The sequence below is a fragment of the Nonomuraea sp. NPDC049486 genome (assembly GCF_040676925.1).
Taxonomy (GTDB): Bacteria; Actinomycetota; Actinomycetes; order Streptosporangiales; family Streptosporangiaceae; genus Nonomuraea; species Nonomuraea ferruginea.
On record NZ_JBFAPV010000001.1, the window covers coordinates 57,412 to 83,340 of the forward strand.

At 72.0% G+C, this 25,929-nt stretch carries 26 protein-coding genes and 2 pseudogenes; 12 read left to right on the top strand and 16 right to left on the bottom strand.

Features of this window, described 5'->3' with window-relative positions:
• The first annotated feature begins 102 nt into the window (after positions 1 to 102).
• The 4 genes from groES to AB0K05_RS00365 all read left to right on the top strand — a co-directional run bounded on the left by groES (position 103) and on the right by AB0K05_RS00365 (position 3,245).
• Entirely contained in the window at positions 103 to 417 is a 315-nt protein-coding gene (gene groES, locus AB0K05_RS00350) for a co-chaperone GroES (protein ID WP_219545199.1), read from the top strand.
• A 72-nt stretch (positions 418 to 489) separates the two neighbouring features.
• On the top strand, positions 490 to 2,109 hold the full coding sequence (gene groL, locus AB0K05_RS00355) for a chaperonin GroEL (RefSeq protein WP_271274693.1): 1,620 nt from the start codon (positions 490 to 492) through the stop codon (positions 2,107 to 2,109).
• A 348-nt stretch (positions 2,110 to 2,457) separates the two neighbouring features.
• Positions 2,458 to 3,093, top strand: coding sequence for a sigma-70 family RNA polymerase sigma factor (locus AB0K05_RS00360; RefSeq protein WP_148036828.1), 636 nt, complete (start codon positions 2,458 to 2,460; stop codon positions 3,091 to 3,093).
• Positions 3,090 to 3,245 (top strand): hypothetical protein, encoded by a 156-nt coding sequence (locus AB0K05_RS00365; protein WP_187281617.1) that lies wholly within the window; start codon positions 3,090 to 3,092, stop codon positions 3,243 to 3,245. Before AB0K05_RS00360 ends, AB0K05_RS00365 begins: the two co-directional genes overlap by 4 nt.
• On the opposite strand, the gene AB0K05_RS00370 is transcribed toward AB0K05_RS00365, so the two are convergent.
• Both AB0K05_RS00370 and AB0K05_RS00375 read right to left on the bottom strand, forming a co-directional pair.
• A complete protein-coding gene (locus tag AB0K05_RS00370) occupies positions 3,206 to 3,583 on the bottom strand; it encodes a DUF5319 family protein (RefSeq protein WP_148036829.1) in 378 nt (125 codons plus the stop codon). The two genes, AB0K05_RS00365 and AB0K05_RS00370, sit on opposite strands and share 40 nt — an antisense overlap.
• 36 nt (positions 3,584 to 3,619) lie before the next feature.
• The gene (locus AB0K05_RS00375) at positions 3,620 to 4,633 is read right to left on the bottom strand and encodes a helix-turn-helix transcriptional regulator (protein WP_364225206.1); all 1,014 of its coding nucleotides are present in this window, start codon (positions 4,631 to 4,633) and stop codon (positions 3,620 to 3,622) included.
• A 397-nt stretch (positions 4,634 to 5,030) separates the two neighbouring features.
• Between AB0K05_RS00375 and guaB the strand changes: the two genes are divergently transcribed.
• Both guaB and AB0K05_RS00385 read left to right on the top strand, forming a co-directional pair.
• Positions 5,031 to 6,512: an IMP dehydrogenase gene (guaB, locus tag AB0K05_RS00380; RefSeq protein ID WP_219545119.1), complete on the top strand. Its 1,482-nt coding sequence runs from the start codon at positions 5,031 to 5,033 to the stop codon at positions 6,510 to 6,512.
• A 15-nt stretch (positions 6,513 to 6,527) separates the two neighbouring features.
• Positions 6,528 to 7,637, top strand: a complete 1,110-nt coding sequence (locus tag AB0K05_RS00385; protein ID WP_271274762.1) for a GuaB3 family IMP dehydrogenase-related protein — start codon at positions 6,528 to 6,530, stop codon at positions 7,635 to 7,637.
• A gap of 12 nt (positions 7,638 to 7,649) precedes the next feature.
• Here the strand turns inward: AB0K05_RS00385 and AB0K05_RS00390 are convergent, their stop codons facing one another.
• The 8 genes from AB0K05_RS00390 to AB0K05_RS00425 are packed head-to-tail and all read right to left on the bottom strand — an operon-like array spanning position 7,650 to position 11,943.
• Positions 7,650 to 8,630, bottom strand: a complete 981-nt coding sequence (locus AB0K05_RS00390) for a serine hydrolase domain-containing protein (protein WP_364225210.1) — start codon at positions 8,628 to 8,630, stop codon at positions 7,650 to 7,652.
• Positions 8,627 to 9,097 (bottom strand): Clp protease N-terminal domain-containing protein, encoded by a 471-nt coding sequence (locus tag AB0K05_RS00395; protein ID WP_364225213.1) that lies wholly within the window; start codon positions 9,095 to 9,097, stop codon positions 8,627 to 8,629. Before AB0K05_RS00395 ends, AB0K05_RS00390 begins: the two co-directional genes overlap by 4 nt.
• The gene (locus AB0K05_RS00400) at positions 9,094 to 9,330 is read right to left on the bottom strand and encodes a hypothetical protein (RefSeq protein WP_271274697.1); all 237 of its coding nucleotides are present in this window, start codon (positions 9,328 to 9,330) and stop codon (positions 9,094 to 9,096) included. The genes AB0K05_RS00395 and AB0K05_RS00400 overlap by 4 nt, the downstream gene beginning before the upstream one ends.
• 47 nt (positions 9,331 to 9,377) lie before the next feature.
• Positions 9,378 to 10,145 (bottom strand): alpha/beta hydrolase, encoded by a 768-nt coding sequence (locus AB0K05_RS00405; RefSeq protein ID WP_364225217.1) that lies wholly within the window; start codon positions 10,143 to 10,145, stop codon positions 9,378 to 9,380.
• 2 nt (positions 10,146 to 10,147) lie between these two features.
• A complete protein-coding gene (locus AB0K05_RS00410; RefSeq protein ID WP_364225220.1) occupies positions 10,148 to 10,597 on the bottom strand; it encodes an SRPBCC domain-containing protein in 450 nt (149 codons plus the stop codon).
• Entirely contained in the window at positions 10,594 to 10,941 is a 348-nt protein-coding gene (locus AB0K05_RS00415) for a metalloregulator ArsR/SmtB family transcription factor (protein WP_364225223.1), read from the bottom strand. The genes AB0K05_RS00410 and AB0K05_RS00415 overlap by 4 nt, the downstream gene beginning before the upstream one ends.
• A 55-nt stretch (positions 10,942 to 10,996) precedes the next feature.
• Positions 10,997 to 11,371 (bottom strand): VOC family protein, encoded by a 375-nt coding sequence (locus AB0K05_RS00420; RefSeq protein WP_364225226.1) that lies wholly within the window; start codon positions 11,369 to 11,371, stop codon positions 10,997 to 10,999.
• Between the two features lie 5 nt (positions 11,372 to 11,376).
• Positions 11,377 to 11,943: a TetR/AcrR family transcriptional regulator gene (locus AB0K05_RS00425; protein ID WP_364225229.1), complete on the bottom strand. Its 567-nt coding sequence runs from the start codon at positions 11,941 to 11,943 to the stop codon at positions 11,377 to 11,379.
• Between the two features lie 57 nt (positions 11,944 to 12,000).
• Here AB0K05_RS00425 and AB0K05_RS00430 point away from each other — a divergent pair, with 57 nt between their 5' ends.
• On the top strand, positions 12,001 to 12,963 hold the full coding sequence (locus tag AB0K05_RS00430; protein ID WP_271274704.1) for a DsbA family protein: 963 nt from the start codon (positions 12,001 to 12,003) through the stop codon (positions 12,961 to 12,963).
• A gap of 22 nt (positions 12,964 to 12,985) precedes the next feature.
• On the opposite strand, the gene AB0K05_RS00435 is transcribed toward AB0K05_RS00430, so the two are convergent.
• Genes AB0K05_RS00435 through AB0K05_RS00450 form a run of 4 tightly spaced genes read right to left on the bottom strand, consistent with a single transcriptional unit; the run spans position 12,986 to position 16,731 of the window.
• Positions 12,986 to 13,813 carry a class II fructose-bisphosphate aldolase gene (locus AB0K05_RS00435; RefSeq protein ID WP_271274705.1) on the bottom strand — a complete coding sequence of 276 codons (828 nt, stop codon included), beginning with the start codon at positions 13,811 to 13,813 and terminating at the stop codon, positions 12,986 to 12,988.
• Positions 13,814 to 13,826: 13 nt separating this feature from the next.
• Positions 13,827 to 14,729 (bottom strand): 1-phosphofructokinase family hexose kinase, encoded by a 903-nt coding sequence (locus tag AB0K05_RS00440; protein WP_271274706.1) that lies wholly within the window; start codon positions 14,727 to 14,729, stop codon positions 13,827 to 13,829.
• On the bottom strand, positions 14,729 to 15,862 hold the full coding sequence (gene nagA, locus AB0K05_RS00445; protein WP_364225234.1) for an N-acetylglucosamine-6-phosphate deacetylase: 1,134 nt from the start codon (positions 15,860 to 15,862) through the stop codon (positions 14,729 to 14,731). Before nagA ends, AB0K05_RS00440 begins: the two co-directional genes overlap by 1 nt.
• Positions 15,859 to 16,731, bottom strand: a complete 873-nt coding sequence (locus AB0K05_RS00450) for an SIS domain-containing protein (RefSeq protein WP_219545130.1) — start codon at positions 16,729 to 16,731, stop codon at positions 15,859 to 15,861. The genes nagA and AB0K05_RS00450 overlap by 4 nt, the downstream gene beginning before the upstream one ends.
• 127 nt (positions 16,732 to 16,858) lie before the next feature.
• Between AB0K05_RS00450 and AB0K05_RS00455 the strand changes: the two genes are divergently transcribed.
• Entirely contained in the window at positions 16,859 to 17,629 is a 771-nt protein-coding gene (locus AB0K05_RS00455; RefSeq protein WP_148036845.1) for a DeoR/GlpR family DNA-binding transcription regulator, read from the top strand.
• A gap of 44 nt (positions 17,630 to 17,673) precedes the next feature.
• A complete protein-coding gene (locus AB0K05_RS00460) occupies positions 17,674 to 19,404 on the top strand; it encodes a glycerol-3-phosphate dehydrogenase/oxidase (RefSeq protein ID WP_271274709.1) in 1,731 nt (576 codons plus the stop codon).
• Here AB0K05_RS00460 and AB0K05_RS00465 read toward each other — a convergent pair.
• On the bottom strand, positions 19,399 to 21,324 hold the full coding sequence (locus AB0K05_RS00465; protein ID WP_364225239.1) for a beta-propeller domain-containing protein: 1,926 nt from the start codon (positions 21,322 to 21,324) through the stop codon (positions 19,399 to 19,401). The two genes, AB0K05_RS00460 and AB0K05_RS00465, sit on opposite strands and share 6 nt — an antisense overlap.
• 118 nt (positions 21,325 to 21,442) lie before the next feature.
• Between AB0K05_RS00465 and AB0K05_RS00470 the strand changes: the two genes are divergently transcribed.
• From AB0K05_RS00470 to AB0K05_RS00480, 3 genes and pseudogenes are all read left to right on the top strand, one after another.
• The gene (locus tag AB0K05_RS00470) at positions 21,443 to 22,945 is read left to right on the top strand and encodes a succinic semialdehyde dehydrogenase (protein ID WP_271274711.1); all 1,503 of its coding nucleotides are present in this window, start codon (positions 21,443 to 21,445) and stop codon (positions 22,943 to 22,945) included.
• Positions 22,942 to 24,601: pseudogene (locus AB0K05_RS00475) on the top strand (GMC family oxidoreductase). Before AB0K05_RS00470 ends, AB0K05_RS00475 begins: the two are co-directional and overlap by 4 nt.
• A 72-nt stretch (positions 24,602 to 24,673) precedes the next feature.
• On the top strand, positions 24,674 to 25,150 hold the full coding sequence (locus AB0K05_RS00480; protein ID WP_271274713.1) for a hypothetical protein: 477 nt from the start codon (positions 24,674 to 24,676) through the stop codon (positions 25,148 to 25,150).
• Position 25,151: 1 nt separating this feature from the next.
• On the opposite strand, the pseudogene AB0K05_RS00485 reads toward AB0K05_RS00480, so the two are convergent.
• A pseudogene (locus AB0K05_RS00485) lies at positions 25,152 to 25,841 on the bottom strand (pyridoxal-dependent decarboxylase); the annotation flags it as partial.
• Positions 25,842 to 25,929: the final 88 nt, after the last annotated feature.

Genomic DNA, 25,929 nt, shown 5'->3' on the forward strand with positions numbered 1-25,929 from the left:
CCCCTTGAGAGTGCCAACGTGCGACGAGGCAGGTCTGGCACCCGCGACGGCAGGCCCAGCTGGTCGCCTCTTCTAATCAGTCACATCTGAAGGGGAGGTCCGATCGTGACGACCGCCACCAAGGTTCCCGTTAAGCCGCTCGGCGACCGCATCGTGGTTCAGCCGCTTGAGGCAGAGCAGACCACCGCTTCCGGCCTGGTCATTCCCGACACCGCCAAGGAGAAGCCGCAGGAGGGCAAGGTCCTCGCGGTGGGTCCCGGCAACTGGGACGAGGACGGCGAGAAGCGGATTCCGCTCGACGTCAGTGAGGGCGACATCGTCCTCTACAGCAAGTACGGCGGCACCGAGGTCAAGTACGGCGGCGAGGAGTACCTCGTGCTCTCCGCCCGCGACGTTCTCGCGATCATCGAGAAGTAAGCCGGTTGTGTCGGGCCCCGGGCGCTCTAGAGCCCCGGGGCCTTCGACGCTAGGAGAGGACTTTCAGCAAAAATGGCGAAGATCCTGGAATTCAACGAGGACGCCCGCCGCGCGCTCGAGCGCGGCGTCAACGCCCTCGCGGATGCCGTGAAGGTAACCCTCGGCCCCCGCGGCCGCAACGTCGTCATCGACAAGAAGTTCGGTGCTCCGACGATCACGAACGACGGCGTGACCATCGCCCGCGAGATCGAGCTTGAGGAGCGCTACGAGAACCTCGGCGCCCAGCTCGCCAAGGAAGTGGCCACCAAGACCAACGACATCGCGGGTGACGGCACCACCACCGCGACCGTCCTGGCCCAGGCCATGGTCCGTGAGGGCCTGCGCAACGTCGCGGCCGGCGCCTCGCCGCTGTCGCTCAAGCGCGGCATCGACAAGGCCGCCAAGGAGGTCAGCGACAAGCTGCTCGCCTCCGCCCGGCCGGTCGAGGACAAGAAGGAGATCGCCAACGTCGCGACGATCTCCGCCCAGGACGCCAAGATCGGCGAGCTGATCGCCGAGGCGTTCGACAAGGTCGGCAAGGACGGCGTGCTGACCGTCGAAGAGTCCAACGCCATGGGCATGGACCTGGAGTTCACCGAGGGTCTCCAGTTCGACAAGGGCTACCTGTCGGCCTACATGGTCACCGACACCGAGCGCATGGAGGCCGTCCTGGAGGACGCCTACATCCTGCTCACCCAGGGCAAGATCTCCTCCATCGCGGACTTCCTCCCGCTGCTGGAGCAGATCGCCCAGACCAAGAAGCCGCTGCTCGTGGTCGCCGAGGACGTCGAGGGCGAGGCCCTGGCCGTCCTGGTCACCAACAAGATCCGCGGCACGTTCACCTCCGTCGCCGTCAAGGCCCCGGGCTTCGGCGACCGCCGCAAGGCGATGCTGCAGGACATGGCCATCCTCACCGGCGGCCAGGTCGTCAGCGAGGAGATCGGCCTCAAGCTGGAGAACGTCGGCCTGGAGGTGCTCGGCACCGCCCGCCGCATCGTGATCGACAAGGACAGCACCACGATCGTCGACGGCGCCGGTGACGCCGCGGCCATCGAGGACCGCGTCAAGGAGATCAAGCTCGCGATCGAGCAGTCCGACAGCGACTGGGACCGCGAGAAGCTCCAGGAGCGCCTGGCGAAGCTGGCCGGCGGCGTGTGCGTGCTGCGCGTCGGCGCCGCCACCGAGGTGGAGCTCAAGGAGAAGAAGCACCGTCTCGAGGACGCGATCTCCGCGACCCGCGCGGCCATCGAGGAGGGCATCGTCTCCGGCGGCGGCTCGGCGCTGATCCACGTCGCCAAGGAGCTCGACGACCTCGGCCTGACGGGCGACGAGGCGACCGGTGTGGCCATCGTGCGCCGCGCACTGGTCGAGCCGACCCGCTGGATCGCCGAGAACGCCGGTCTGGAGGGCTACGTCGTCACGCACAAGGTGGCGGAGCTGTCCGCCGGCAACGGCCTCAACGCCGCCACCGGCGAGTACGGCGACCTGCTCGCCCAGGGCGTCATCGACCCGGTCAAGGTCACCCGCTCGGCCGTGCAGAACGCCGCGTCGATCGCGGGGATGCTGCTGACCACCGAGGCGCTCGTCGTCGACAAGCCCGAGGAGGAGGCTCCGGCCGCCGGCCAGGGCCACGGTCACGGCCACGGCCACTGACCCACGTTCGGCTCCTCACGGCCCGCACCGGCTCCGGTGCGGGCCGTCGTGGTTTTCGGTCACCGCCCGGACCGGTTTCGCAGTCGTACCTGCTTTCGAAACGCCAGTGGTATGTCATGTAGCGGGCGGCGAATCTTGATGGAGAATGTCGGATCAATTCGGTAAACCTCAAGCAGGCGGTAAGCGTCCACGTCTGACAAATGTCGTGCGTATCGGGTTATTCGGTGAAATATTGCGCCACAGTCAAAGGCTTAGTGTTGTCATCCGATTACCGAGAGTTATCGACGCGTCAATGTGACCAATCCGTAGCCGTTCGCCATGACGACATGCCGGATCAACGCGGGCATCATGCCTATCGTGAGCGAGGGAAGCGTCGCCGACGCCAAAATTGGGGTAAGGCTCGCGTCGAGACTTCCGGCACGGACGGATGACTCCGACCTAAGAGAACTGACAACCCTCGCCGTGCAGGGCGATCGCACCGCGATCGAATCCTTGCTCGGCGAGTTGCGTCCGATGGTGGTGCGCTATTGCCGCGCCAGGCTGGGCAGGGTGTCGGGGCAATATCACATAGCAGATGACGTGGCCCAGGAAGTGTGCATCGCGGTCCTGTCCGCCCTGCCGCGATACCGCGACATGGGACGGCCGTTCGCGTCCTTCGTGTTCGGCATCGCCTCGCACAAGGTGGCCGACGCGCTGCGCAGCTCCGTGCGCTCGGCCGTGCCGACACAGGACCTGCCCGACGGGCCCGACGACGGGCCGGGTCCGGAGGAGACCGTCGTCCGCTACATCGAGGTGGAGCACGCCCGCAGGCTGCTCGCCCGGCTGCCGCGCAACCAGCGCGAGCTGCTGCTGTTGCGTGTGGTGTCCGGGCTGTCCGCCGAGGAGACCGGTAATGTACTCGGCATGTCACCAGGCGCCGTACGCGTCGCCCAGCACCGGGCGCTCGCCAGGCTGAGGCAGATGGCCGAGCTGGAGTCCGCTTGACGCCAGAGGACGAGAGCGACGCGCTGCTCGACGCGCTCGCCGCCGGAGGGCTTCCCGACCACCACGACCCCGCCGCGCGGGTGCTCGCCGTGCTGGTCGCGGACGTCCTCGATCAGCGGCGCTCCTCGGTGTCGATGACGCCGTCGACGTAGCCTCTGGCGTACTCCCAGGTGACGTAGTCGGCCGGGTCGGGATGGAACGCCGGCTCGTGCACCTGCGGCCGGCCCTGCTCGATCATCTGGCGCAGGTTGCCGCGCAGCAGGTCCCAGTCGAAGAAGTGCTGCTCGCCGCACTCCGGGCAGTCGAGCACGAGCCCCAGCACGCCCTGCGGTTCGAGCAGGGAACGGAAGACCTCCACGTCGGCCAGGTCGGTGATCGCCTCGTCGCGCTCGGCGGCGGTCAGCGGCTCGGCGTCGTCGAACCCGCCCATCGCCGAGGACGGGTCGTCGGGATCATCCGCGAACGGGTCGCGGGGGACGTCTTCCGGCACCTTCCCACCATAAGACCGGGGCGGCGCCCATGGTGGTCATTGGTCGAGCCATCCGCGCCGCGCCGCCTCCACACCCGCCTGGAACCGCGACTGCGCCCCCAGCTCGGTCATGGCCTCGGCGAACCTCGTGCGCACCGTACGGACCGACACGCCGAGGTGGCGGGCGATCGCCTCGTCCGACAGGCCCTGCGCGGCCAGGCGGACCACCTGCGCCATGGCGTCGCCCCTGCGCCCCCACGGCAGCGGGACCGCCCTGCTCCACAGCTCCTCGAACAGCGAGCTCAGCATGCCCACCACGATCGGGGTGCGCAGCAGGTAGAAGTTGTACGCGACCTCGGGCAGGTTGCCGCCCCACCGGGCGGGCAGGCCGGCCGCCTCCGCCCCGGCCGTCATGAACCAGCTCGGCACCCTGTCGAGGGTCCGCATGCTGCCCCCGGTGGCGATCACGCGCGTCATCGCGTCGCGCACCCCCGGCAACGTCAGCGCGTCGACCGGCACGACGGCGCGGATCACCATCAGGCCCCGCTCCTGGGCGTCGATCCACGGGTCGGCGAACTTGCGGGCGAAGTCCGTCATGGTGCGCCCGTCGGGGATCGCGACGAGCAGGGTGAGCGGCGGCGCCTGCACCGCCATGCCCATGACGCTCTCGTACAGCACGTCGGCGCCGCCGACCAGCTCGACGGGGAACGGGCCGCTGCGGTAGTCGCGGCCCATGTCGTAGTCGCGGATCAGGGTGCGGATCGAGCCCAGCGCGCTGTCGATCCTGCGGCTCTCCTCGGCGAGCAGGTCGAGGCGGTCCGCCACCAGCCGGCCCAGGGCGGCCGCGGGGTGCCTGGCGAGGTACTCGCCCGACTGCTCGTCGACCACCCCCAGCCTGACCAGGTCGTCGAGCTGGCCGGCCAAGGTGTCGACCGGGCCGTTCATGACCTCGGCGAGCTCGCTCCGGGTGGCCCGGTGGAGGCGCAGCACAGCCGTGTAGAGGGCCGTCTGGGTGGGGTCGAGGCCCAGCGTTTCGAGCGGATCGGCCAGGGTCCGCTGCTCGTTGCGCATCGTGGCGTGCTCCGTTGGGGGGATACGGCGTGCCTGAGGATAACCCGGCATCCGGCGGTTGTCCGCAGGTTGGGCCGGAGGGGTGCAACTTCGTGCAATTGCACGTTTTCACGTTGCGGCATGCCGAAGAGTGACCCAGGCTTAACAGAGCGTCGGCAGCCCAGGCGGCCGGAGCGACGCAGGCCATCAGGACGCGGAGGGGGGTTCGGTGGCCACGGCGCGCTCCCGGCCCGGATGCCGGTGGCCGGGGGGCGGACGGCAGATCGTTCCGCCCTCCGGCTCTTTCGATGCCGGGAGCACGACGAACCGTGGGGGTCCTCGTCCTCCCGGCATCCATACGTTTTGCGCACACCCTCTAGACTTGGCGTCATCAGGCGAGGCAGGGAGGGGCCGCGGCATGTCCAAGTTCACGGAGACGGGTCTGACGTTCGACGACGTGCTGCTCGTGCCGGCCTACTCGGATCTCCAGCCGGGCGAGGCCGAGACGGTCACCCGGCTCTCGCGCGGCATCACGCTCAACATCCCGCTGGTCTCCGCCGCGATGGACACCGTGACCGAGGCCCGCATGGCCGTCGCCATGGCCCGCCAGGGCGGCATCGGCATCCTCCACCGCAACCTGTCGATCGAGGAGCAGGCCCAGCAGGCCGACCTGGTCAAACGGTCCGAGGCCGGCATGGTCACCAACCCCGTGACGTGCAGCCCCGACGACACGCTGGCCGAGGTCGAGCGGCTGTGCGCCACCTACCGCATCTCCGGCGTGCCGGTCACCGACCCGTCGGGCATCCTCGTCGGCATCGTGACCAACCGCGACATGCGCTTCGAGACCGACCACACGCGTCCCGTACGCGACGTCATGACGAAGATGCCGCTGGTCACCGCCCCGGTCGGGGTCTCGCGCGACGACGCGTTCGCCCTCCTGCGGCGTAACAAGATCGAGAAGCTGCCCCTGGTCGACCCCGACGGCAGGCTGCGCGGCCTGATCACGGTCAAGGACTTCACCAAGAGCGAGCAGTACCCCCTGGCCACCAAGGACGCCGACGGCCGGCTCGTCGTCGGCGCCGCCGTCGGCGTCGGCGGCGACGCCGAGACCCGGGCCAGGGCGCTGATCGAGGCCGGCGTCGACGTCATCGTGGTCGACGTCGCCCACGGCCACTCCAAGGGCCTGGCCGACATGATCGGCAAGATCAAGGCCAACGCCAAGGTCGACGTCATCGGCGGCAACATCGCCACCAGGGCCGGCGCCCAGATGCTGGTCGACGCGGGCGCCGACGCCGTCAAGGTGGGCGTGGGCCCCGGTTCCATCTGCACCACCCGGGTGGTCGCCGGCGTGGGCGCGCCCCAGATCACCGCCATCCACCAGGCGTCACTGGCCTGCGCGCCGGCGGGCGTGCCGGTCATCGGCGACGGCGGGCTGCAATACTCCGGCGACATCGCCAAGGCCATCGCCGCCGGCGCCCACTCGGTCATGCTCGGCTCGCTGCTGGCCGGGTGCGAGGAGTCGCCGGGCGAGCTGATCTTCATCAACGGCAAGCAGTTCAAGTCCTACCGCGGCATGGGCTCCCTCGGCGCGGTGCGCAACCGCGAGCGGGGCGGCACCTCCTTCAGCAAGGACCGCTACGCGCAGGCCGAGGTCGGCGGCGAGGACAAGTACATCCCCGAGGGCATCGAGGGCCAGGTGCCCTACCGCGGGCCGGCCGCCGCCGTCGCCCACCAGCTCGTCGGCGGGCTGCGCCAGGGCATGTGGTACGCGGGCTGCCGCACCATCGAGCAGATGCACACCGACTGCGAGCTGATGCCCATCACCGCGGCGGGTCTCAAGGAGAGCCATCCCCACGACATCCAGATGACCGTGGAAGCTCCTAACTATCACAGAAGGTAATCCATGACTCAGCAGGTGGAGATCGGCCGGGGCAAGTCGGGCCGCCGGGCCTACTCGCTCGACGAGATCGGCCTCGTGCCGTCGCGGCGCACCCGCGACCCGGAAGAGGTCTCGATCGCCTGGCAGATCGACGCGTACCGGTTCGAGCTGCCCGTCGTCGTCGCCCCGATGGACAGCGTGGTCTCGCCGGCCACCGCGATCGAGATCGGCCGGCACGGCGGGCTGGCCCCGCTCGACCTCGAAGGTCTCTGGACCCGCTACGAGGACCCGACCCCGCTGCTGGAGGAGTGCGCCTCCCTCAGCGCCGAGGCTGCCACCAAGCGCCTCCAGGAGATCTACACGGCCCCGATCCAGGAGGACCTGATCGGGCGGCGCATCGAGGAGATCAGGGCCGCGGGCGTCACCACCGCCGTCCGGCTGTCGCCGCAGCGGGTCGTGCAGTACCACAAGGCGGTCATCGACGCCGGCGTCGACATCTTCGTCATCCGCGGCACCACGGTCTCCGCCGAGCACGTCTCCGGCCGGGCCGAGCCGCTGAACCTCAAGCAGTTCATCTACGAGCTTGACGTGCCGGTCATCGTCGGCGGCTGCGCCACCCACACCGCCGCCCTCCACCTGATGCGCACCGGCGCGGCCGGCGTGCTGGTCGGCTTCGGCGGCGGCGCCTCCCACACCACCCGCAACGTGCTGGGCGTCGCGGTGCCGATGGCGACCGCGGTCTCCGACGTGGCGGCGGCCCGGCGCGACTACATGGACGAGTCCGGCGGCCGCTACGTGCACGTCATCGCCGACGGCGGCATGGGCACCTCCGGCGACATCGCCAAGGCCATCGCCTGCGGGGCCGACGCCGTCATGGTGGGCTCGCCGCTGGCCAGGGCCGTCGAGGCGCCGGGGCGCGGCTTCCACTGGGGCTCCGAGGCCCACCACCCCGACCTGCCGCGCGGGCGCCGGGTCGAGTTCGGCACCGTGGGCTCGCTGGCGCAGATCCTGCACGGTCCTTCGAGCGTGGCCGACGGGTCGATGAACCTCATGGGCGCGCTGAAGCGGACGATGGCGTCCACGGGTTACTCCGACATCAAGGAGTTCCAGCGGGTGGAGGTCGTGGTCTCGCCCGTCCAGAGCTGATCCCGCCGGTGGTCAGGGCCCGGTTCCGGCCATGCGGAACCGGGCGTCCAGGAGGTCGCCGAAGGTGGCCATCAGGTCGCCCCAGTCGCCGTTCGCGTTGGCGACCACCGCGCGCGAGCCGTCGCGGTCGGCCATGGCGTAGCTCCACGAGCCGGGCACGGCTCCGCCCCCTCCCCAGACCGTGACGCCGCAGGAGAGCCGCTGGGAGTAGACGCCCAGGCCGTAACGGGCGTGCGGGACCCACCCCGTCCCCTCGGTGGAGACCGTGGTGAACATCTCCCGCCGCAGGCCGGGCGGGAGCAGCCGGCCGCGCAGCAGCGCGTGCAGGAACGCGTGCAGGTCCGCGGTCGTCGAGACCATGCCGCCGGCGGCCCAGGCCCAGCTCAGGTCCGTCGCGGTCACGTCGTGGATCTCCGCGTCGGGCTGCTTCGCGTAGTGCCGCGCGTGCGGCTCGCGGAGTGTCTGGTCGTCCCCGGGGAGGTACGTGCCGGTCAGGCCGAGCGGCCGGGTGACGTGCCGCGCGATCTCCTCGGCGAGCGTCGAGCCCGTCACCCGTTCGACGATCATCCCGGCGAGGTTGTAGTTGACCTTCGAGTAGCGGAAGCCGCCCGGCTCCTCCAGGGGCGGCGTCTCCAGGCCCGGGATGACGTCCGGCAGGCCACTGGTGTGGTTGAGCAACCGCCTGACGCTGATCGTCGTGCCGTCGGCGCCGAGCTGCTCCTCGGCCAGGCCGGGCAGCCACGTCGCCACCGTGTCGTCCAGCGTCAGCCCGCCCTCGGCCACCAGCCGCAGGACCACCACCGCGGTGAACGCCTTGGTGAGGCTGCCGATCCTGAAGTGCTCGCCCGGCCGGCGCGCCCGGCGGGTCGTCAGGTCGGCCACGCCCGCCGTGCCGAACCAGGACCGGTCGGCGTCGCGTACGTCGGCGACGATCCCGGGCACCCCGCCACCGGCGACCGCCCGGTCGAGGACGCGCTGGATTCCCGCGTTCATTCGTTGATCAGCTCCAGGGCTCGGGACAGTAGGGCGGCGCGGTCGACGCCGGCCAGGGCGAGGGCGCGCGGGACCGTGCCCACCTCGGCGTGCAGGATCCCGACCAGCACGTGTGCCGGTCGCAGGTCCTTCTTGCGTGCCGCGGACGCGAAGCTCCGCTCCAGGGCGAGCCTGCCCGTGGCGCCCATGCCAGGCCGGCGTCCGGGTAGGACACTCGACCGGGGGAGGCCGAAGGCGGCGGACACGCCGACGGCGCTCAGGCTGTGCTCGAACTCGCGGTCGAGCGCGGCGCGGACGGCCTGGTGACCGAGCCCGGCCTCGGCGAGGACGCGCTGCGGCGCGGTGTCCTCCTGGGCCGCGACGGCCAGCAGGAGGTGCTGCGCCTCGATCGTCGCCGATCTGTCCCGCCGGGCCTCGGCCTCTCCCTCGGTGAGGATCGCGTGCAGGTACGCGTCGAACGGTCTCACGGTGAACGTCTCCTCAGCTTGACGCCCGCGGCGATGAGTCGCTTGGCGTGCTTGCGGTGGACCGCCTGACGCGTCACACCGAGTGCCTCGGCGACCTGCGGCCAGCTCCAGCCCGCACGCATCGCCTCCTCGACGGCGGCGTCCTCCAGCTGGTCGGCCAGGCGCCGCAGCGCCACCACGGCCGCCAGCGCGTCGCCGGGCTCCTGGGGAGGGGGGATCTCACTCGCGGACATGTAAGCAACGTTAGTTGACTAATCCGAAATTAGTCAACATAGGTTGCTCAGGCGAAGAAGGCAGCCAGCACCGGGGCGAGGGCGTCCGGCTGGACGTCGTGGGTCTGGCCGTCGAGGGATCGGTGCTCGGCCGTGGGGATGGCGTCCGACGTGGCCTCGGCGGCGCCCTGGAGCCCGTTGGGGCTTTCGCCGCCGGACAGGACCAGGGCGGGGATGGTGATCGCCGACGCCAGGTCGTGCGGCACCCGGCCGCCGCCGAGCAGTTCGTCGTCGTACGCGAGAGTGGGCGCGATCGCCTCCAGCGCCGCCCACATCGGCTGACCGCGCATGCCGTCGATGGCCTGGGCGGGCATCCCGACGTGGGCCATGAACAGCGCGACGGCCTCGCCTCTCATCCCGGCGGCGAGCAGCTCGCGCAGGCGGGCGGTGTACGCCCCGTTGCCGGGGTCGTCGATGTACGGCGGCTCGTACAGGGCGAGCCTGGTGATGCCGGGGCCGGTCGCCGCGGCTCTCAGGGCGAGGGCGGCGCCTGAGGAGATGCCGTAGACGTACGCCTCGCCGCCGGCCTCGGCGATGAGCGCCCGCAGGTCCTCGATCTCGCGTTCGGGCGCGTACGGCGGGGTGTCGGTGCTCTCGCCGCGCCCGCGCCGGTCGTACGCGTGGACGGTGAACGACGAGCTCAGCAGGGCGGCGAGCGGCCGCATCGGGCCCGCGGCGCGGTGGCACATGGCGCCGTCGACCAGGACGAGCGCGGGGCCGTCGCCGGAGCGCTCGTAGCCGATCACGGTGCCGTCGGGTGAGGTGAGTGTCGGCATGATCAGGTGTCCTCCCGGTTCAGGCCGGCCAGATAGGCGTCGAAGCGGTCCAGGCTGGTGGCGAAGCCCGCCCGCGCTTCGGCGCTGAGGTAGGCGGCCGGCACGTTGGTCTGGTGGGTGACCACCTCGGTGCGGCCGTCGCCCAGGTCGCGGAAGGTGATCGTGGTCTTCATGCCGCCCTCGACGCCCGGCTCGATCCACACCAGCCGCTCGGGGCGGCGCACCTCGGCGTAGGTGGCCTTCATCGTGTAGGTGCCGCCGTCGTCGCCGACCATCGTGGTCTCGAAGGCGCCGCCCGGCCGCAGGTCGACCACGATGCCGTCGAGCGGGGTGGTGGTGCCGGCCGGGCCCCAGAAGCGGGTGAGGTGCTCGGGCGTGGTCATGCAGTCGAACAGCAGCTCCGGCGACGCGCGGTGGACGCGCCGGTAGGTCATCTCGCCGGTCTCGGTCATGGTGTCTCCCCGTCCCGGTCGCGCAGGGCGGCCAGGTGCCGCTCCAGCCGGTCGTGGCGGTCGGCCCAGATCTCGCGGTGGCGGGCGATCCACCCGGCGGCGGCGTCGAGCCGCTCGGTGTCGAGAGCGCACGGTCGCGACTGGGCGGTGCGGGTGCGGGTGATCAGGCGGGCGCGTTCGAGCACCTTCAGGTGTTTCGAGACGGCCTGCTGGGTCATCGCGAACGGCTCGGTGAGCTGGCTCACGGTCGCGTCGCCCTCGGCCAGGCGCTCCAGGATCGCGCGCCTGGTCGGGTCGGCGAGCGCCGAGAACACCAGGGACAGCTCGTCTTCGGCTACGGTCACACGCCGACCCTAGCCACAACCATTCGTTTGCACAACCATCTGGTTGTGTGAGAGGTCAGGGCCAGGTGGTGGCCTCGGCGTCGAAGCGGTCGCTCTCCGCGGGCAGGACGCAGAGGAGGTGGCCGCCGGGAGCGCGCAGGATCCGGCATTCCTGCCAGCGGGAGACCTCGGTGGCGCCGAGGGCCACCAGCCGGGCCGTCTCCGCGTCGACGTCGTCGGTCTCGATGTCCAGGTGGTAGCGCGGGGCGTCGTCGACGGACTGGACGGCGAGGTCGAGTCCGGAGACGGCGCCGGGGAAGCTGGTGAACTGCTCGTAACCGGGCAGCGGCCGGGCGGGGACGCCGAGGGCGGCCGACCAGAAGGCGGTGGCCCGCTCGGCCTCGTCCGCCGGGGTGTCGATGAGGAGTGCGTAGACGCGGCTTCTGTGCATGGAGATCACTTACCAGCCGGGCGGAAGAGGCGCCAGAAGGCGAGCGCGACGTCGGCCGACGGCGTGTCCCGTGAGTCGATCACCCAGTGGGCGATCACGCCGGTCAGCGCGCCGGCGAGGTAGGCGGCGTGCGTGCCGGGCGGCACGTCCGCGAAGCCGGCGGGGCGGGCGCCGGCGGCGAAGCGGGCTTCCAGCTCGGCGGTGAGCCGCTCTCTGAGCCGGGCGCAGAAGCGCGGGCTGCCCTGGGTGCCGAGCATGCACGCGTACAGCTCGGCGTTGCCGTCGATGTGCGCGAAAAGCGTGGTCAGGGGCTCGGGCGCGCGGTCGCGCGGGGCGTCCAGCGGGCAGAGGGCGGCGGCCCTGGCCACCTCGGCGACCGCCTCCTCCATGGCGTCGGCGGCCAGCGCGTCGACGTCCGGGTAGTGCAGGTAGAACGTGGCCCGGTTGACCCCGGCCCGCTTGGCGACGGCGGAGATGGTGATGGCGCCCAGGTCGCGCTCGGTGGCGAGGTCGAGGACGGCGGCGCGCAGGCTCGCCCGGGTGCGCCGGGCGCGTGGATCGTCGGGGTTCACGATGGTCACTATACGACAGATGTTGCTTAATCAACAGTTGTCGCATAGATTGTCAGCATGCGAATCGAGATCTGGGCCGATGTGGTCTGCGGCTGGGCCTACATCGGCAAGCGGCGAGTGGAGAGGGCGCTCGAAGGGCTGGACGTCGAGGTCGTGTGGCGGCCGTTCCGCATCGACCCGATGGCGCCCGCGCAGGCGGTCCCGCACGAGGAGGCCATGGCCGACCCGACGGTCGACGCCGCCCTGCGCCGGTGCGCGCCCGATCTCACCCCCGGCGAGAACCGCGTGCGCGTGGCCCTCGTCGCCGCCGAGGAAGGCTTCGGCTGGACGTGGGGTCCCGCCTGGCGGGCCGACAGCCGCGACGCCCACCGGCTGATCGCCCTCGCCCTGGAGCACGGCGGTCCCGCCCTGCAGGACGCGGTGGCCGAGCGGGTGATGAAGGCCCACTTCCTCGACCGGCTCGACATCAGCGACCGCGGCACCCTCCACCGGCTCGCCGCCGACGCGGGCTTCGCCGGCGGGGGCGCGCTGCTCGACGCCGGCGCGGGCGACGAGCTCGTACGGGAGCTGCTGCTCAAGGGCAAGGCCATGGGCGTCAGGACCTCGCCGACCATCGTCGCCGGGTCCGAGGCGCTGGCCGGGGCCCAGTCGGCGGAGGTGATCAGGGAGTTCGTGCTGGCGGCGCGGCCCGCGCGCCGGCTGCCCGAGGAGGTCGAGCGCTACCGCCACGCGGAGTCGCTGCTCGACCAGCGCGACCCGCTCGGCGCGCTGGCGCTGCTCAGGCCGCTGCTGGACGAGCACGGCGACGACCGCAACGTGCTCATGCTCGCCGGGCGCTGCTACTACCTGTCGGCGCAGCTCGGCCGTGCCCGCGCGGTGCTGGAGCGGCTGGTCGCGGCCACGCCGGACGACGCGTACGCCCGCCACCTGCTCGGCCGCACCCTCCAGCGCCAGGGCCACGCGGAGGAGGCCGGTCCGCACCTGCGGATGGCGGCGGTGATGGCACCGGAGTACGCCTGACGACCAGGCGTACTCCGGGCGGTCAGGACGACGTGAGGACGGACAGGAGGTGGGTGACCTCGCGGGTGACGGCGTCTCTGCCGGACTTCACGTACTTGCGGGGGTCGACGACCGCCGCGTCGCGGGTGAGGTGGTCGCGGACGGCGCCGGTGAACGCCTTGTTGAGGTGGGTCGCGATGTTGATCTTCTTCATGCCGTTCCGTACAGCCTCGCGCAGGGTGTCGTCGGGCACTCCCGAGGAGCCGTGCAGGACCAGCGGGACCGGCAGCGCGGCCCGCAGCTCGGCGATGAGCGCCAGGTCCAGCACGGCGTCCTTGGTGGTCATCGCGTGGGAGGTGCCCACGGCCACGGCCAGCGCGTCCACGCCGGTCCTGGCCACGTAGTCCGCCGCCTCGTGGGGCTTGGTGCGGGCGCCGGGGGCGTGCACGCCGTCCTTGCCGCCGACCTCGCCCAGCTCGGCCTCCACCCAGACGCCGCGCGCGCGGCACCAGGCGGTCACCTCGGCGGTGGCGGCCACGTTCTCCTCGTCGGGCAGCGCGGAGGCGTCGAACATCACCGAGCCCAGCCCGAGCGCCACCGCCTCCTCGACCAGCGCGCGGTCGGTGGCGTGGTCCAGGTGCACGGCGACCGGCACGGTGGCCGCGCGGGCGACGGCGAGCGCGGCGAGCGCGACGGGCTCCAGCGCGCCGTGGTAGCGCACGCAGTTCTCGCTGATCTGCAGCACCACGGGCACGCCCAGGGCCTCGGCCCCGGCCACGATGGCGGTGGCGTGCTCCAGCTGGATCACGTTGAACGCGCCCACCCCGGCGGGGGACTGGCGGATGACGTCGCCGATTCCGGTGAGGGGCATGACGGGGGCTCCTTCAGACGATCTCGATCAGCGGGTGGACGGCCTCGTACACGCCCGGGTCGAAGGCGCCGGCGACCGGCGCGGCCACCGCGGCGGCGCCCAGCGCGGCCGCCCGGCGCAGCAGCTCGGGCCACGGTCCCGGGGCGACCAGGCCGAGCGCCAGCCCGGCCACCAGCGCGTCGCCGGCCCCGGTGGGGTTGCCGTCGACCGCGTACGGCATGCGGGCGCGGAACGTGCCGTCGGCCGTGACCGCCAGCGCCCCCGACGCGCCCAGCGACACGATCACCGCCCCGGCGCCGCGGTCGCGCAGGGCCTCGGCGCCCTCCTCCGGGCTGCCGTGCGGGACGGCCCTGGCCAGCTCCTCGGCGTTGGGCTTGATGATCGCGGGGCGGCCGTCGGGCGCGTGGCGGAGCGGCTCGCCGTCGGCGTCGACGATCGCGGGCACCCCCCGGTCGCGGGCGAAGGCGGCCAGCGTGGCGTACGTGGTGACGGGAAGCCCTCGCGGCAGGCTGCCCGACAGCACGACGGCCCGCGCCTCGCGCAGCAGCGCCTCGTACGTGCGCAGGAAGTCGGCGAACTCGTCCTCGCCCACCGTCGGCCCCGGCTCGTTGAAGAGCGTGTGCGCGGCGGGCTCGGCGACGACGAGCGTGGTGCGGGTCTCGCCCGCGACGGGCACCAGGGCGTGCGCCAGGCCCGCGGAGTCCAGGTCACGCTCGACGGCCCGGCCGGTGGGGCCGCCGGCCAGGCCGGTGACCAGCACGTCCTGGCCCAGGGCGGCCAGGACGCGGGCCACGTTGACGCCCTTGCCGCCCGCGCGCCGGTGGACCGCGGCGACGCGGTTCACCCCGTCCCAGGAGATCTGTGGCGTCTCGTAGGTGACGTCGAGTGCGGCGTTGAGCGTCACGGTGAGGATCATCAGGGCTCCGCGATCCAGGCGCCGCGCTTCATCACGCCCGCCACCTCCAGGTCGTCGCCGAGCACCACCAGGTCGGCGTCCTTGCCGACGGCGATCGAGCCGGTCCGGCCGGACAGGCCGAGCACGCGGGCGGGGGTCAGCGCCGTCATGCGCGACACCTCCGGCAGCGCCAGGCCCAGCTCGCGGACGGCCCGGCGGAAGGCGGTGTCCATGGTGAGCGTGGAGCCCGCGATGGAGCCGCCCTCGGTCAGCCGGGCCACGCCGTCCACCACCCGCACCCGCATCGGGCCGAGGAGGTACTCGCCGTCGCTCAGCCCGGTCGCCGAGATCGAGTCGGTGATCATCGCCACCCGGTCGGCCCCGGCCACCGCGCAGGCCAGCCGGAGCATGGCAGGGTGCACGTGCACGCCGTCGTTGATCAGCTCGACCGTGACCCGCTCGTCCTGCAGCAGCGCCGCGATCGGGCCGGGGTCGCGGTGACCGAGCTGCGGCATCGCGTTGTAGAGGTGGGTGGCCACGGTGGCGCCCGCCTCGATGCCGGCCAGCGTCCGCTCGTAGTCGGCAGCGCTGTGGCCGAGCGCGGCGACCACGCCTTCGGCGACGGCCATCCGGATCGTGTCGAGCGCGCCCGGCAGCTCGGCCGCGATCGTCAGCATCCGCACGTGCCCGCGCCCGGCCTTGACCAGCGCGGCGAACTCCGCCGGGGACGGCTCGCGCAGCAGCTCGGGGTCGTGCGCGCCGCAGCGCGCCCTGGCGATGTACGGGCCCTCGAAGTGGATGCCGGCCAGCAGGCCCTCGTCGCAGAGCTCGGCCAGCGACGCGGCGGCCGCGGCCAGGCGCTCGGGGGTGTCGGTGACCAGGCTGGCCACCGTCGTGGTGGTGCCGTGGCGCGCGTGCAGGGCCACCGCGTCGCGCGCCTTGTCCTGCTCGCCGGTGGGGAAGGACCCGCCCGCCCCGCCATGGTTGTGCATGTCGACGAAGCCGGGCACGACGTGCCGCCCGCCCAAGCTGTGGCCGGGACGGGGGGCGGATCCGTGGCCGACATGCGTGATGCGGCCGTCCTCGATGGTCAGCCACCCCTCGTGGACTGCGTCGGGGGTCACGATGCGGGCGTCGGCGAGAGTAAGGCTCATGGAGAAAGGATCACAGATCGGGTGAGGTGGAGGGGCTCGTCGGGGTTGAGCCCGCGGGCGAACGCCCTGGCCACCGACACCCGCTGGGCGCGGACCAGCTCGGCCATCGGGTCCAGGTCGCTCTCGGTGAACGTGCCGCCGGTCGCCTCCACCTGCGCGCGCAGGCCCTCGGGGGCGGTGCCGAGCATCCAGGTGACGCGGCCGGGGCCGGCGATGCTGATCGGGCCGTGGCGGTACTCCATCGCCGGGTAGGCCTCGGTCCACGAGCGGGACGCCTCGCGCATCTTCAGCGCGGCCTCCTGCGCCAGCCCGACGGACCAGCCCGAGCCGAGGAAGGTGACCTGCTCGGCGGTGATCAGCTCGTCGGGCAGCGGCTCGGCCAGGGCCCGCTCGGCGTCGGCGATGACGGGCTCCAGGTCCTCGCCGAGGCTGGCGCGGAGCAGGGCGAGCTGGGTGGTGGCGAACCGGGTCTGCACGACCGAGCGCTCGTCGGCGTGGTCGAGCACGATCACCTGCCCGGCGGCCCGCATGATCGGCGACTCCGGGTCGGCGGTGATGGCCGTGGACGCGGTGTCGAGCCTGGACAGCAGGTCGAGCACCTCGGTGGTGGTGCCGGAGCGGCTCAGCGCCAGCACCCGGTCGTAGCGCCGCCCGGTGGGCGCCTCGGAGGCGGCGAACGCGTCGGTCTCGCCCTGCCCGGCGCGTTCCCGCAGGGCCGCGTACGCCATCGCGATGAACCAGGAGGTGCCGCAGCCGACGACGGCGACCCGCTCTCCCGGGCGGGGCAGCGCGCCGGCGGGGACGCCGGCGACCGCTCGGCGCCAGCAGTCGGGCTGGGAAGCGATCTCGGCTTCGGTATGGGTGGTCACCGCTACCTCCGTAATGCTTGTTTCTGCATTTTTTATAGCATAAAAGTGCAAAATTGGGCACTGGTGGCTACCGATGCGAGGGTATGCCACGCTTGCCCCCTTGACGGATCTCCGAAGGAGGGTGATCGTGTCCCGATACGACCGGTGGAACGCGATCCTCGAGCTGCTCGCGCAAGAAGGCAGGCTCTCCGTCGAAGACGCGGCCCGCGCGCTCGACGTCTCCACCGCGACCATCCGCCGCGACTTCGACCAGCTCGCCCAGCAGCAGATGCTCATGCGCACGCGGGGAGGCGCGGTCGCCCAGAGCGTCAGCTACGACCTGCCGCTGCGCTACAAGACCGCCCGGCACGCCGACGAGAAGCACCGCATCGCGGCCGCCGCCGCCGAGCTGGTGCGGCCCGGCGCCGTGGTCGGGCTCAACGGCGGCACCACCACCTCCGAGCTGGCCCGCGCGCTGGCCACGCAGGCGACGCTGGAGTCGGGCTTCACGATCGTCACCAACGCGCTCAACATCGCCGCCGAGCTGGTGGTCCGGCAGCACGTGAAGATCGTGGTGACCGGCGGGGTGGCCAGGCCGCAGTCGTACGAGCTGATAGGACCGCTGGCCTCGGGCGTGCTGGAGGAGGTCACGCTCGACATAGCCTTCCTCGGCGTCGACGCGCTCGACGTGGAGCTGGGCGCCTCGGCGCACCACGAGGGCGAGGCGAGCGTCAACCACCTGCTCATCAGCCGGGCGGCGCAGGTCGCCGTGGTGGCGGACTCCTCGAAGCTGGGGAAGCGGGCATTTTCCCGTATCTGCCCCATCGAGGAGATCGACACCCTTGTCACCGACCAGCGGTTGCCCGAAGCCGACGCCGCCCGCTTCGCCGAGGCGGGTGTGAAGGTGATTCGCGCATAACGGGTAGGTATGGACCCAAGTCTCACAACGCAGGGGGAATGCGGATGGCTGCGGGTAAGTGCGTGGCCCGGCTCGGGCCCGTCGAGCGGGGGGCGGCGCTGGCGGCGATGGCGTCGCGCGAGCTGGACGTGGTCGTGGTCGGCGGCGGGGTGGTCGGCGCGGGCATCGCGCTCGACGCCGCCACGCGAGGGCTGGAGGTCGGGCTCGTCGAGGCCCGCGACTTCGCGTCGGGCACCTCCTCGCGCTCGTCCAAGCTGATCCACGGGGGCCTGCGCTATCTCGAACAGCTCAACTTCGACCTGGTCCGCGAGGCGTTGCAGGAGCGGGCGCTGCTGCTGCAGCGCATCGCCCCGCACCTGGTCCGGCCGGTGCCCTTCCTGTTCCCGCTGACCCACTTCGGGTGGGAGCGCCCGTACGTGGGAGCGGGCGTGATGCTCTACGACACGCTCGGCTTCGCCTCCGGGCTCACCAGGGGCGTGCCGGGGCACCGCCACCTGTCCAGGAAGCGGGCGCTGCGGCTGGCCCCGGCGCTGCGGAAGTCCGCCTTCACCGGCGCCGTGCAGTACTGGGACGCGCAGGTCGACGACGCCCGCTACGTGATGACGCTGCTGCGCACCGCCGCCACCTACGGCGCCCACGTGGCGCCGCGCGCCCAGGCGGTCGGGTTCCTGCGCGAGGGGGAGCGGGTCACCGGCGTGCGGGTGCGCGACCTGGAGTCCGGCGACGAGCTGGACGTGCGCGCGCAGCAGGTGGTCAACGCCACCGGCGTCTGGACCGACGACATCCAGGAGCTCGTCGGCGGGCGCGGCCAGATCCACGTGCGCGCCTCCAAGGGCATCCACCTGCTGGTGCCGCGCGACCGCATCCACTCGCGCACCGGGCTCATCCTCCGTACGGAGAAGTCCGTGCTGTTCGTGATCCCGTGGGGCCGCCACTGGATCATCGGCACCACCGACACCGAGTGGACCCTGACCAAGGCGCACCCCGCCGCGTCCCGTGCCGACATCGACTACCTGCTCGACCACGTCAACGAGGTGCTGTCGGTGCCGCTGACCAGGGACGACGTGGAGGGCGTCTACGCGGGGCTGCGGCCGCTGCTGTCCGGCGAGTCGGACCAGACGTCCAAGCTGTCGCGCGAGCACGTGGTCGCGCACCCGGTGCCGGGCCTGGTGATGATCGCGGGCGGCAAGTACACCACCTACCGGGTGATGGCCAAGGACGCCGTCGACGCCGTCGCCCACGGGCTCGACCAGCGGGTGCCGTCCTCGTGCACCGACCGCATCGCGCTGGCCGGGGCGGAGGGCTACCAGGCGCTGTGGAACTCCCGTCACCGGATCGCGTACGACTCCGGCCTGCACGTGGCCAGGATCGAGCACCTGCTGCAGCGGTACGGCTCGATGATCGACGAGGTGCTGGCGCTGGTCGAGGCCGACCCGTCGCTGGGCAAGCCGCTGTACGGGGCCGACGACTACCTGCGGGCCGAGATCGTCTACGCCGCCACCCACGAGGGCGCCCGCCACCTGAACGACGTGCTGACCAGGCGCACGCACATCTCCATCGAGACCTTCCACCGCGGCACGGCCGTCGCCCAGGAGGCGGCCGAACTGCTCGCCGGCCCGCTGGGCTGGGACGACGAGCAGGTCAAGCGCGAGGTCGAGTACTACACCAAGCGCATCGAGGCCGAGCGCCTGTCGCAGGAGCAGGACACCGACCAGGAGGCCGACGCCATCAGGCTCGGCGCCCCCGAGATCGTGCCGGTCGAGCCCTCGTCATGAGGTGAGCGGGATCCACGCCTGCTTCGCGAGCGTGGCCAGGTCGTTGACCTGCGCGCCCTCGTACGAGAACGTCCAGATCGCGTCGCCGATCACCATCGAGCGCTGGATGCCGGGCTGGTAGGCGAGGCCCTGCTCGGTGCGGCTCGGGTGCTGGATCGTGCCCGTCCTGGTCACCTCGGAGTCGGTGATCTTCAGTACGGTCGCGCCGGTCTCGAACGTGCCGTCGGCGTGGCTGCTGAGGGGGATGACCGCGGTGCCGGTCTTCGGCCAGTAGAGGAACGCGTGCGGGTCCCACTCGGCCTCGGAGCCGGAGTCCTTCTGGAAGAGCTGCGAGAGCCTGCGCGGGTTCGCCGGGTCGGCGACGTCGAACAGGGAGATCTGCGTGCCGAGCGTCCTGCCCTCCGTGCTGGCCTCCTGCCCGACGCCGATCAGCCGCCCGTCGCCCGCCGGGTGCAGGTACGCCGAGTAGCCGGTGATCTTCAGCTCGCCGGTGACCTTCGGGGCGGCCGGGTCGCGCAGGTCCAGCGTGTAGAGCGGGTCCACCTGGCGGAACGTGACGACGTAGCCGACCGGGCCGATGAACCGGACCGAGTAGATCCGCTCGCCCTTGCCCAGCCCGCCGACCTGGCCGACGGTCTTCATGCCGGCGGCGTCGAGCACGTGCACGCTGCTGGAGCTGCTCCTGCCGTCGGCGGAGCCGAGCGTGGTGGCGACGCGCAGGTGGCCGTCGTGCTCCGACAGCGAGTACTGGTTCAGCAGCCGCCCCGGCACCTTGCCGGAGGCCGCGTACGAGGGCGCGCCCGGTCCCGAGACGTCGAACCGGTGCACCTCGGTCTCCTCGGGCGGCGGCCCGCCGGGGGTGGGCTCGTCCGGTGAGGGCTCGGTCGCCGGGGCCTGCTCGACGTCCACCGGCTGGACCGGCCACCACCAGCGCGGGTTGCTCGCCACGTACAGGCTCTGGCCGGTGCCGTAGACGATGTCGCCGTCGGCGGCGAGCGCGATCGGGTCCGACCCTGCGGCGGTGACGCCCTGGGCCAGGTCGAGCGTGTGCAGGGTGAGCATCGAGGTGCCGGTGTACTCGGCCGGGTGGCTGACCCGCTCGCACGGCACCGTGGCCTTCCTGACGGCGCCCGACGCGTCGGTGATCTCGATCTCGGGCAGCCAGGCGGTCAGCGGGGCGCCGCGGACCACGGCCTGGTTCATGGCCTTGCGCTCGGCCTCGCCGACGTTCTCCTTGGCCTCGGGGAAGGCGATGGCGGGCTGGCCGCGGGTGACGAGCCGGACCGTGGAGCCCACCATGCGGGCGTCCACGTGGGCGCCCTCGGGCTTGATCGAACCGATCACCTTCGGCTCGCCCGCGAGGTCGACGAGCACGTACCGGGTCTGGCCCGGCGGCGCGAACCCGTCGGCGATCCGGGTCGCGGCCATGCCGCCGCCCTGGAGCAGCACCAGCGCCCGGTCACCGGAGACCAGCAGGTCGGCGGGGGAGTAGCCGCCGTCGTCGCCCTTCAGGTCGAGCGAGCCGGTGACCTTCCTGGTGGCGGTGTCGATGACCCGGAGGACGCCGCCGCTGACGGTGAAGACGCGGTCGCCGTCGGTCTTGACCAGGTCGGGCTCGTCCACGCCGGCCTCGTGCACGTTCGTGGTGGAGTGGTCGGGGGTCGCCTTGGCCGTGCTGTCCCTGGCCGCCGTCGCGTCTTCCATGTACATGATCTGCGGGCCGCCGAAGCCCCACGGGCCCACGTTCGCGGCCGCCTTCTCGCGCAACCCGGCCAGCAGCTCGTCGCAGTCGCTGTAGGAGACCAGGCGGACTTGCCCGAGCGGGGTGCTGGGCGCCTTGTCAGGAGGTGCCGAGGTGCAGGCGGCGAGAGCCGCCACGAGCGCGGCGGCAGCCGCGATCGGCCGGGTGAGCGTCTTCATGCCCTCACAACGGATCAGCCCGGCGGCCGGTTCAAGGGTGAAGATCGGCTCTCCGCGGTGCGCCGACGTCCGTTGCCGATAACTACCGGTCGGTAGCCAACCCGAATATCCTTCTGGCATGCACGTCACCACCGGCAGAACCCGGCAGATCATCGCTCCGTTCACCGGCGAACCCCTCGCCGAACTCCCCCTGGCCGGCGCGGAAGATGTGCGCGAGGCGTACCGCAGAGCGCGGGCGGCGCAGGAGGAGTGGGCGGCCAGGCCCGTGCAGGAGCGGGTGAAGCCGTTCCTGCGGCTGCACGACGTGATCCTGGACCGGCGCGAGGAGATCCTCGACCTGCTCCAGGACGAGACGGGCAAGGCCCGTTCGCACGCCTTCGAGGAGGTCCTCGACGTCGCGGGCTGCGTGCTCTACTACGCCCGCCGGGCGCCCGGACTGCTCGCCCCGCAGGGACGCAAGGGCGTGTTCCCGATCGCCACCCGGGTGAGCGAGCTGCGCCGGCCCAAGGGCGTGGTCGCGCTCATCTCGCCGTGGAACTACCCGCTGTCGCTGGGCGTCACCGACGCCGTGCCCGCGCTGCTGGCCGGCAACGCGGTGGTGCACAAGCCCGACACCCAGACCACGCTGTCCACCCGGTGGGCCGTCGACCTGCTGGTGGAGCTCGGCATGCCGCGCGACCTCTGGCAGGTCGTGCCCGGCGAGCCTGACGAGATCGGCGAGGCGCTGCTCGACGGCGCCGACTACGTGGCCTTCACCGGCTCCACCCGCTCCGGCAGGAAGATCGCCGAGGAGGCGGCCAAGCGGCTCGTCGGCTGCTCGCTGGAGCTCGGCGGCAAGAACCCGATGCTGGTGCTCGACGACGCCGACCTGGACCTGGCCGTGCAGGGCGCGATCCGCGCCTGCTTCGCCAACGCGGGCCAGCTGTGCCTCTCGATCGAGCGGCTGTACGTGCACACGTCGCTGTTCGAGGCGTTCGCCGACCGCTTCGCCCGTCAGGTGCGCAACATGAAGCTCGCCCCCGGCCGCGACTGGTCCGTCCAGATGGGCTCGCTGACCCACCGCCACCAGCTGGAGACCGTCACCCGGCACGTCAACGACGCCGTGGCCCGCGGCGCGACCGTGCTCGCCGGCGGGAAGGCCAGGCCGGACCTCGGGCCGCTGTTCTACGAGCCGACCGTGCTGACCGGCGTCACCGACGACATGGAGCTCTGCCGCGACGAGACGTTCGGCCCGGTGGTGTCGCTCTACCCGTTCGCCTCCGACGACGAGGCGGTCGAGCTGGCCAACGACACGGCCTACGGCCTGAACGCCTCCATCTGGACCTCCGACACCTCCCGCGGCCGCGCGCTGGCCGCCCGGATCAAGGCCGGCACGGTCAACATCAACGAGGGGTACGGCGCCGCGTACGCCTCCTACGACGCCCCGATGGGCGGCATGAAGGCGTCCGGCCTGGGCCGCAGGCACGGCACGGAGGGCCTGCTGCGCTACACCGAGTCGCAGACCGTGGCTTCCCAGGCGTCCTGGCTGCGCATCGAGCCGCCGTTCGACCTGGCCCAGGAGACGTGGGCGGACGTGCTGACCACCACGCTCAAGGTGATGAAGTGGCTGAGGGTCAAGTGAGCGGGTTCGACGTCGTCGTCATCGGTTCCGGGTTCGGCGGCGGCGTCTCGGCGCTCCGGCTGGCCGAGAAGGGCTACCGGGTCGCGGTGCTGGAGGCGGGGCGGCGCTTCGACCGGTCCTCGCTGCCCGCGACCTCCTGGCGGCTGCGCGACTTCCTGTGGGCGCCGTGGCTGGGGATGAAGGGCATCCAGCGCATCCACCTGCTCCGCGGCGAGAAGGGCCGGCGTGATGGTGCTCGCCGGGGCAGGGGTGGGCGGCGGGTCGCTGGTGTACGCCAACACGCTGTACGAGCCGCTCGACCCGTTCTACCGCGACCCGCAGTGGGCCTCGATCACCGACTGGAAGGCCGAGCTGGCGCCCTACTACGACCAGGCCAAGCGGATGCTCGGGGTGACGACCAACCCCGCGCACACCCCGGCCGACGCGGTGATGCTGAAGATCGCCGATCGGATGGGCGTGGGCGGCACGTTCCGCCCGGCCCCCGTCGGCGTCTACTTCGGGCCCGACGGCGCCGACCCGTACTTCGGCGGCGCGGGCCCCGAACGGCGCGGCTGCGTCCAGTGCGGCGAGTGCATGACCGGCTGCCGCCACGGCGCCAAGAACACGCTCACCGAGAACTACCTCTACCTGGCCGAGCGGGCCGGCGCCCGGGTCTACGCCGAGTGCACGGTCACCTCGGTGCGCCCGCTGCCGTCCGGCGGCTACGAGGTGCTGGCCCGGCGGACCGGCTCGGCCAGGCGGCGCCGGGTCTTCACCGCCCGGCAGGTGATCTTCGCGGCCGGGGCCTGGGGCACGCAACGACTGCTGCACCGGCTGCGCGACGACGGCACGCTGCCCCGGATCTCGCCCCGGCTGGGCACGCTCACCCGTACCAACTCCGAGGCGCTGCTCGGTTTCGAGCGGCCGTCGCGCGGCGGCGAGAAGCTCAACGCCGGGGTGGCGATCACGTCGTCCTTCCACCCGGACGCCGAGACGCACATCGAGCCGGTCCGCTACGGCGACGGCTCCAACGCGATGGGCCTGCTGCGCACGCTGCTGATCGACGGCGGCCAGAACCGGTGGAAGGCGTTCGCCCGCGAGGCCGCCCGCCGTCCGCTGCGCGCGCTCGGGCTGCTCGACCTGCGCGGCTGGTCCGAGCGGTCGCTGATCGCGCTGGTCATGCAGGCCAAGGACAACTCGATCACGGTACGGCGCGGCCGGTTCGGGCTGCGTTCCACCCGGGGGCACGGCGAGCCGAACCCCACCTGGATCCCGGCGGGCCACGAGGCGGTGCGGATCGGGGCCGAGGAGGTCGGCGGCGAGCCGCGCGGGTCGTGGCTGGACCTGTTCGACATCCCCGCGACCGCCCACTTCCTCGGCGGCTGCGCGATCGGGGCCTCGCCGGGGGAAGGTGTGATCGACCCGTACCACCGGCTCTACGGGTACGAGGGCCTGCACGTCGTGGACGGGTCCTCGATCGCCGCCAACCTGGGCGTGAACCCGTCGCTGACCATCACCGCGCTGGCCGAGCGGGCCATGGCGCTCTGGCCGAACGCGGGCGAGCCCGACGCCCGCCCGCCGCTCGGCACGGCCTACCGGCCCCTGCCCCCGATCCCCCCGCGCAGCCCGGCGGTCCCCGCCACGGCCCTCGCCGCGCTCTGGATCACGAATCGGTAACAGGAGGTGTGAGCCCCCCGGAGAAGTGGTTAGGGCGTTTTAGGCAAACTTTCCACTTTCGGGGGTTTCACCATGCTCAAGCGAACCATGACCGCCGCCCTTGCCGGGGTCACCGCCCTAGGGCTGCACCTGGTCGCCGCCCCACCGGCCGCCGCCGCGGCGTACGGCTGCAGCGGCACGCAGGTCGGCAGCTGGAAGATCCCGATGAAGGACGCGCTCGACGGCAGCACGTACTACATCAGCGACGTCAAGCTCTTCTACAACGCCGCCACCGGGTGGAACTGCGCGGCGCTGGTCAAGCGCTCCGGCCACCAGCGGTACGGCGAGAAGACGCCCCTCTTCATCGAGATGTACAACGAGAGGTTCGCCGAGGACAACGTCAAGAACAACTACGCCAAGGACACCGGCCGCTTCAAGTACTACGCGGGCCCGGTCAAGGTCTACGGCAAGAACATGTGCGTGAGCATCCACGCCAGGCACGGCGACCACACCGGGCCGGGCAACGACTACAACGGCAGGCTCAGCAAGACCGGCGTCGCCTGCCGTTGATCTAGAAAGCCTCGATCTCGTCCAGGAGTGCTGTCAGGGTGGCGTCGTCCGTGGCCGGGGCCATCACCGTGATCCGCAGGTGGCGGACCCCGGCCAGTTCGGTCGAGGTGAGGTAGAAGGTGCCGTCGCGCATCAGCCGTTCGCGGATCGCCACCTGGTCGCCGTCGCCGTGGCGGAAGCACACGATGTTGCTCTCCGGCTCGTACGGCACCGTGAACCCGGGGCGTTCGCGGGCCAGCTCCCAGAACCGGTGGGCGGTGTCGTACCGGGAGGCCACGTAGTCGCCGAGGCCGCGCTCGCCGCGCCAGGCCAGGTTCATGAACACCTTCAGCCCCAGCTCGGCCTTGGTGCACTCGACCGTACGGGCGATCTGGTCGAAGCCCTGGTCGCCGTAGAACAGGTAGCTGGCCTCCTGCTTGAAGGCCGCGTCCAGGTCGCTCTCCCTGCGCACCAGCACCGCCGCCGACAGGGCCGAGGTGCGCAGCATCTTGTGCGCGTCCCAGATCACCGAGTCGGCCAGCCCGATGCCGTCGAGCAGGTGGGCGTGCCGGTCCGACAGCAGGGCCGAGGCGCCGTGCGCGCCGTCGACGTGGAACCACACCTCGCGCTCGCGGCACCACTCGCCGATCGCCCGCAGGTCGTCGTACAGTCCGGTCCCGGTGGCGCAGGCCGCCGCGACCAGCGCCATGACCCGCTTGCCCGATGTCCGGCAGTCTGGCCGGGTCGATCCGGCCCAGTTCGTCCGTCTCCAGCGGCACCACCGCGCGCTGCCCGAGCCC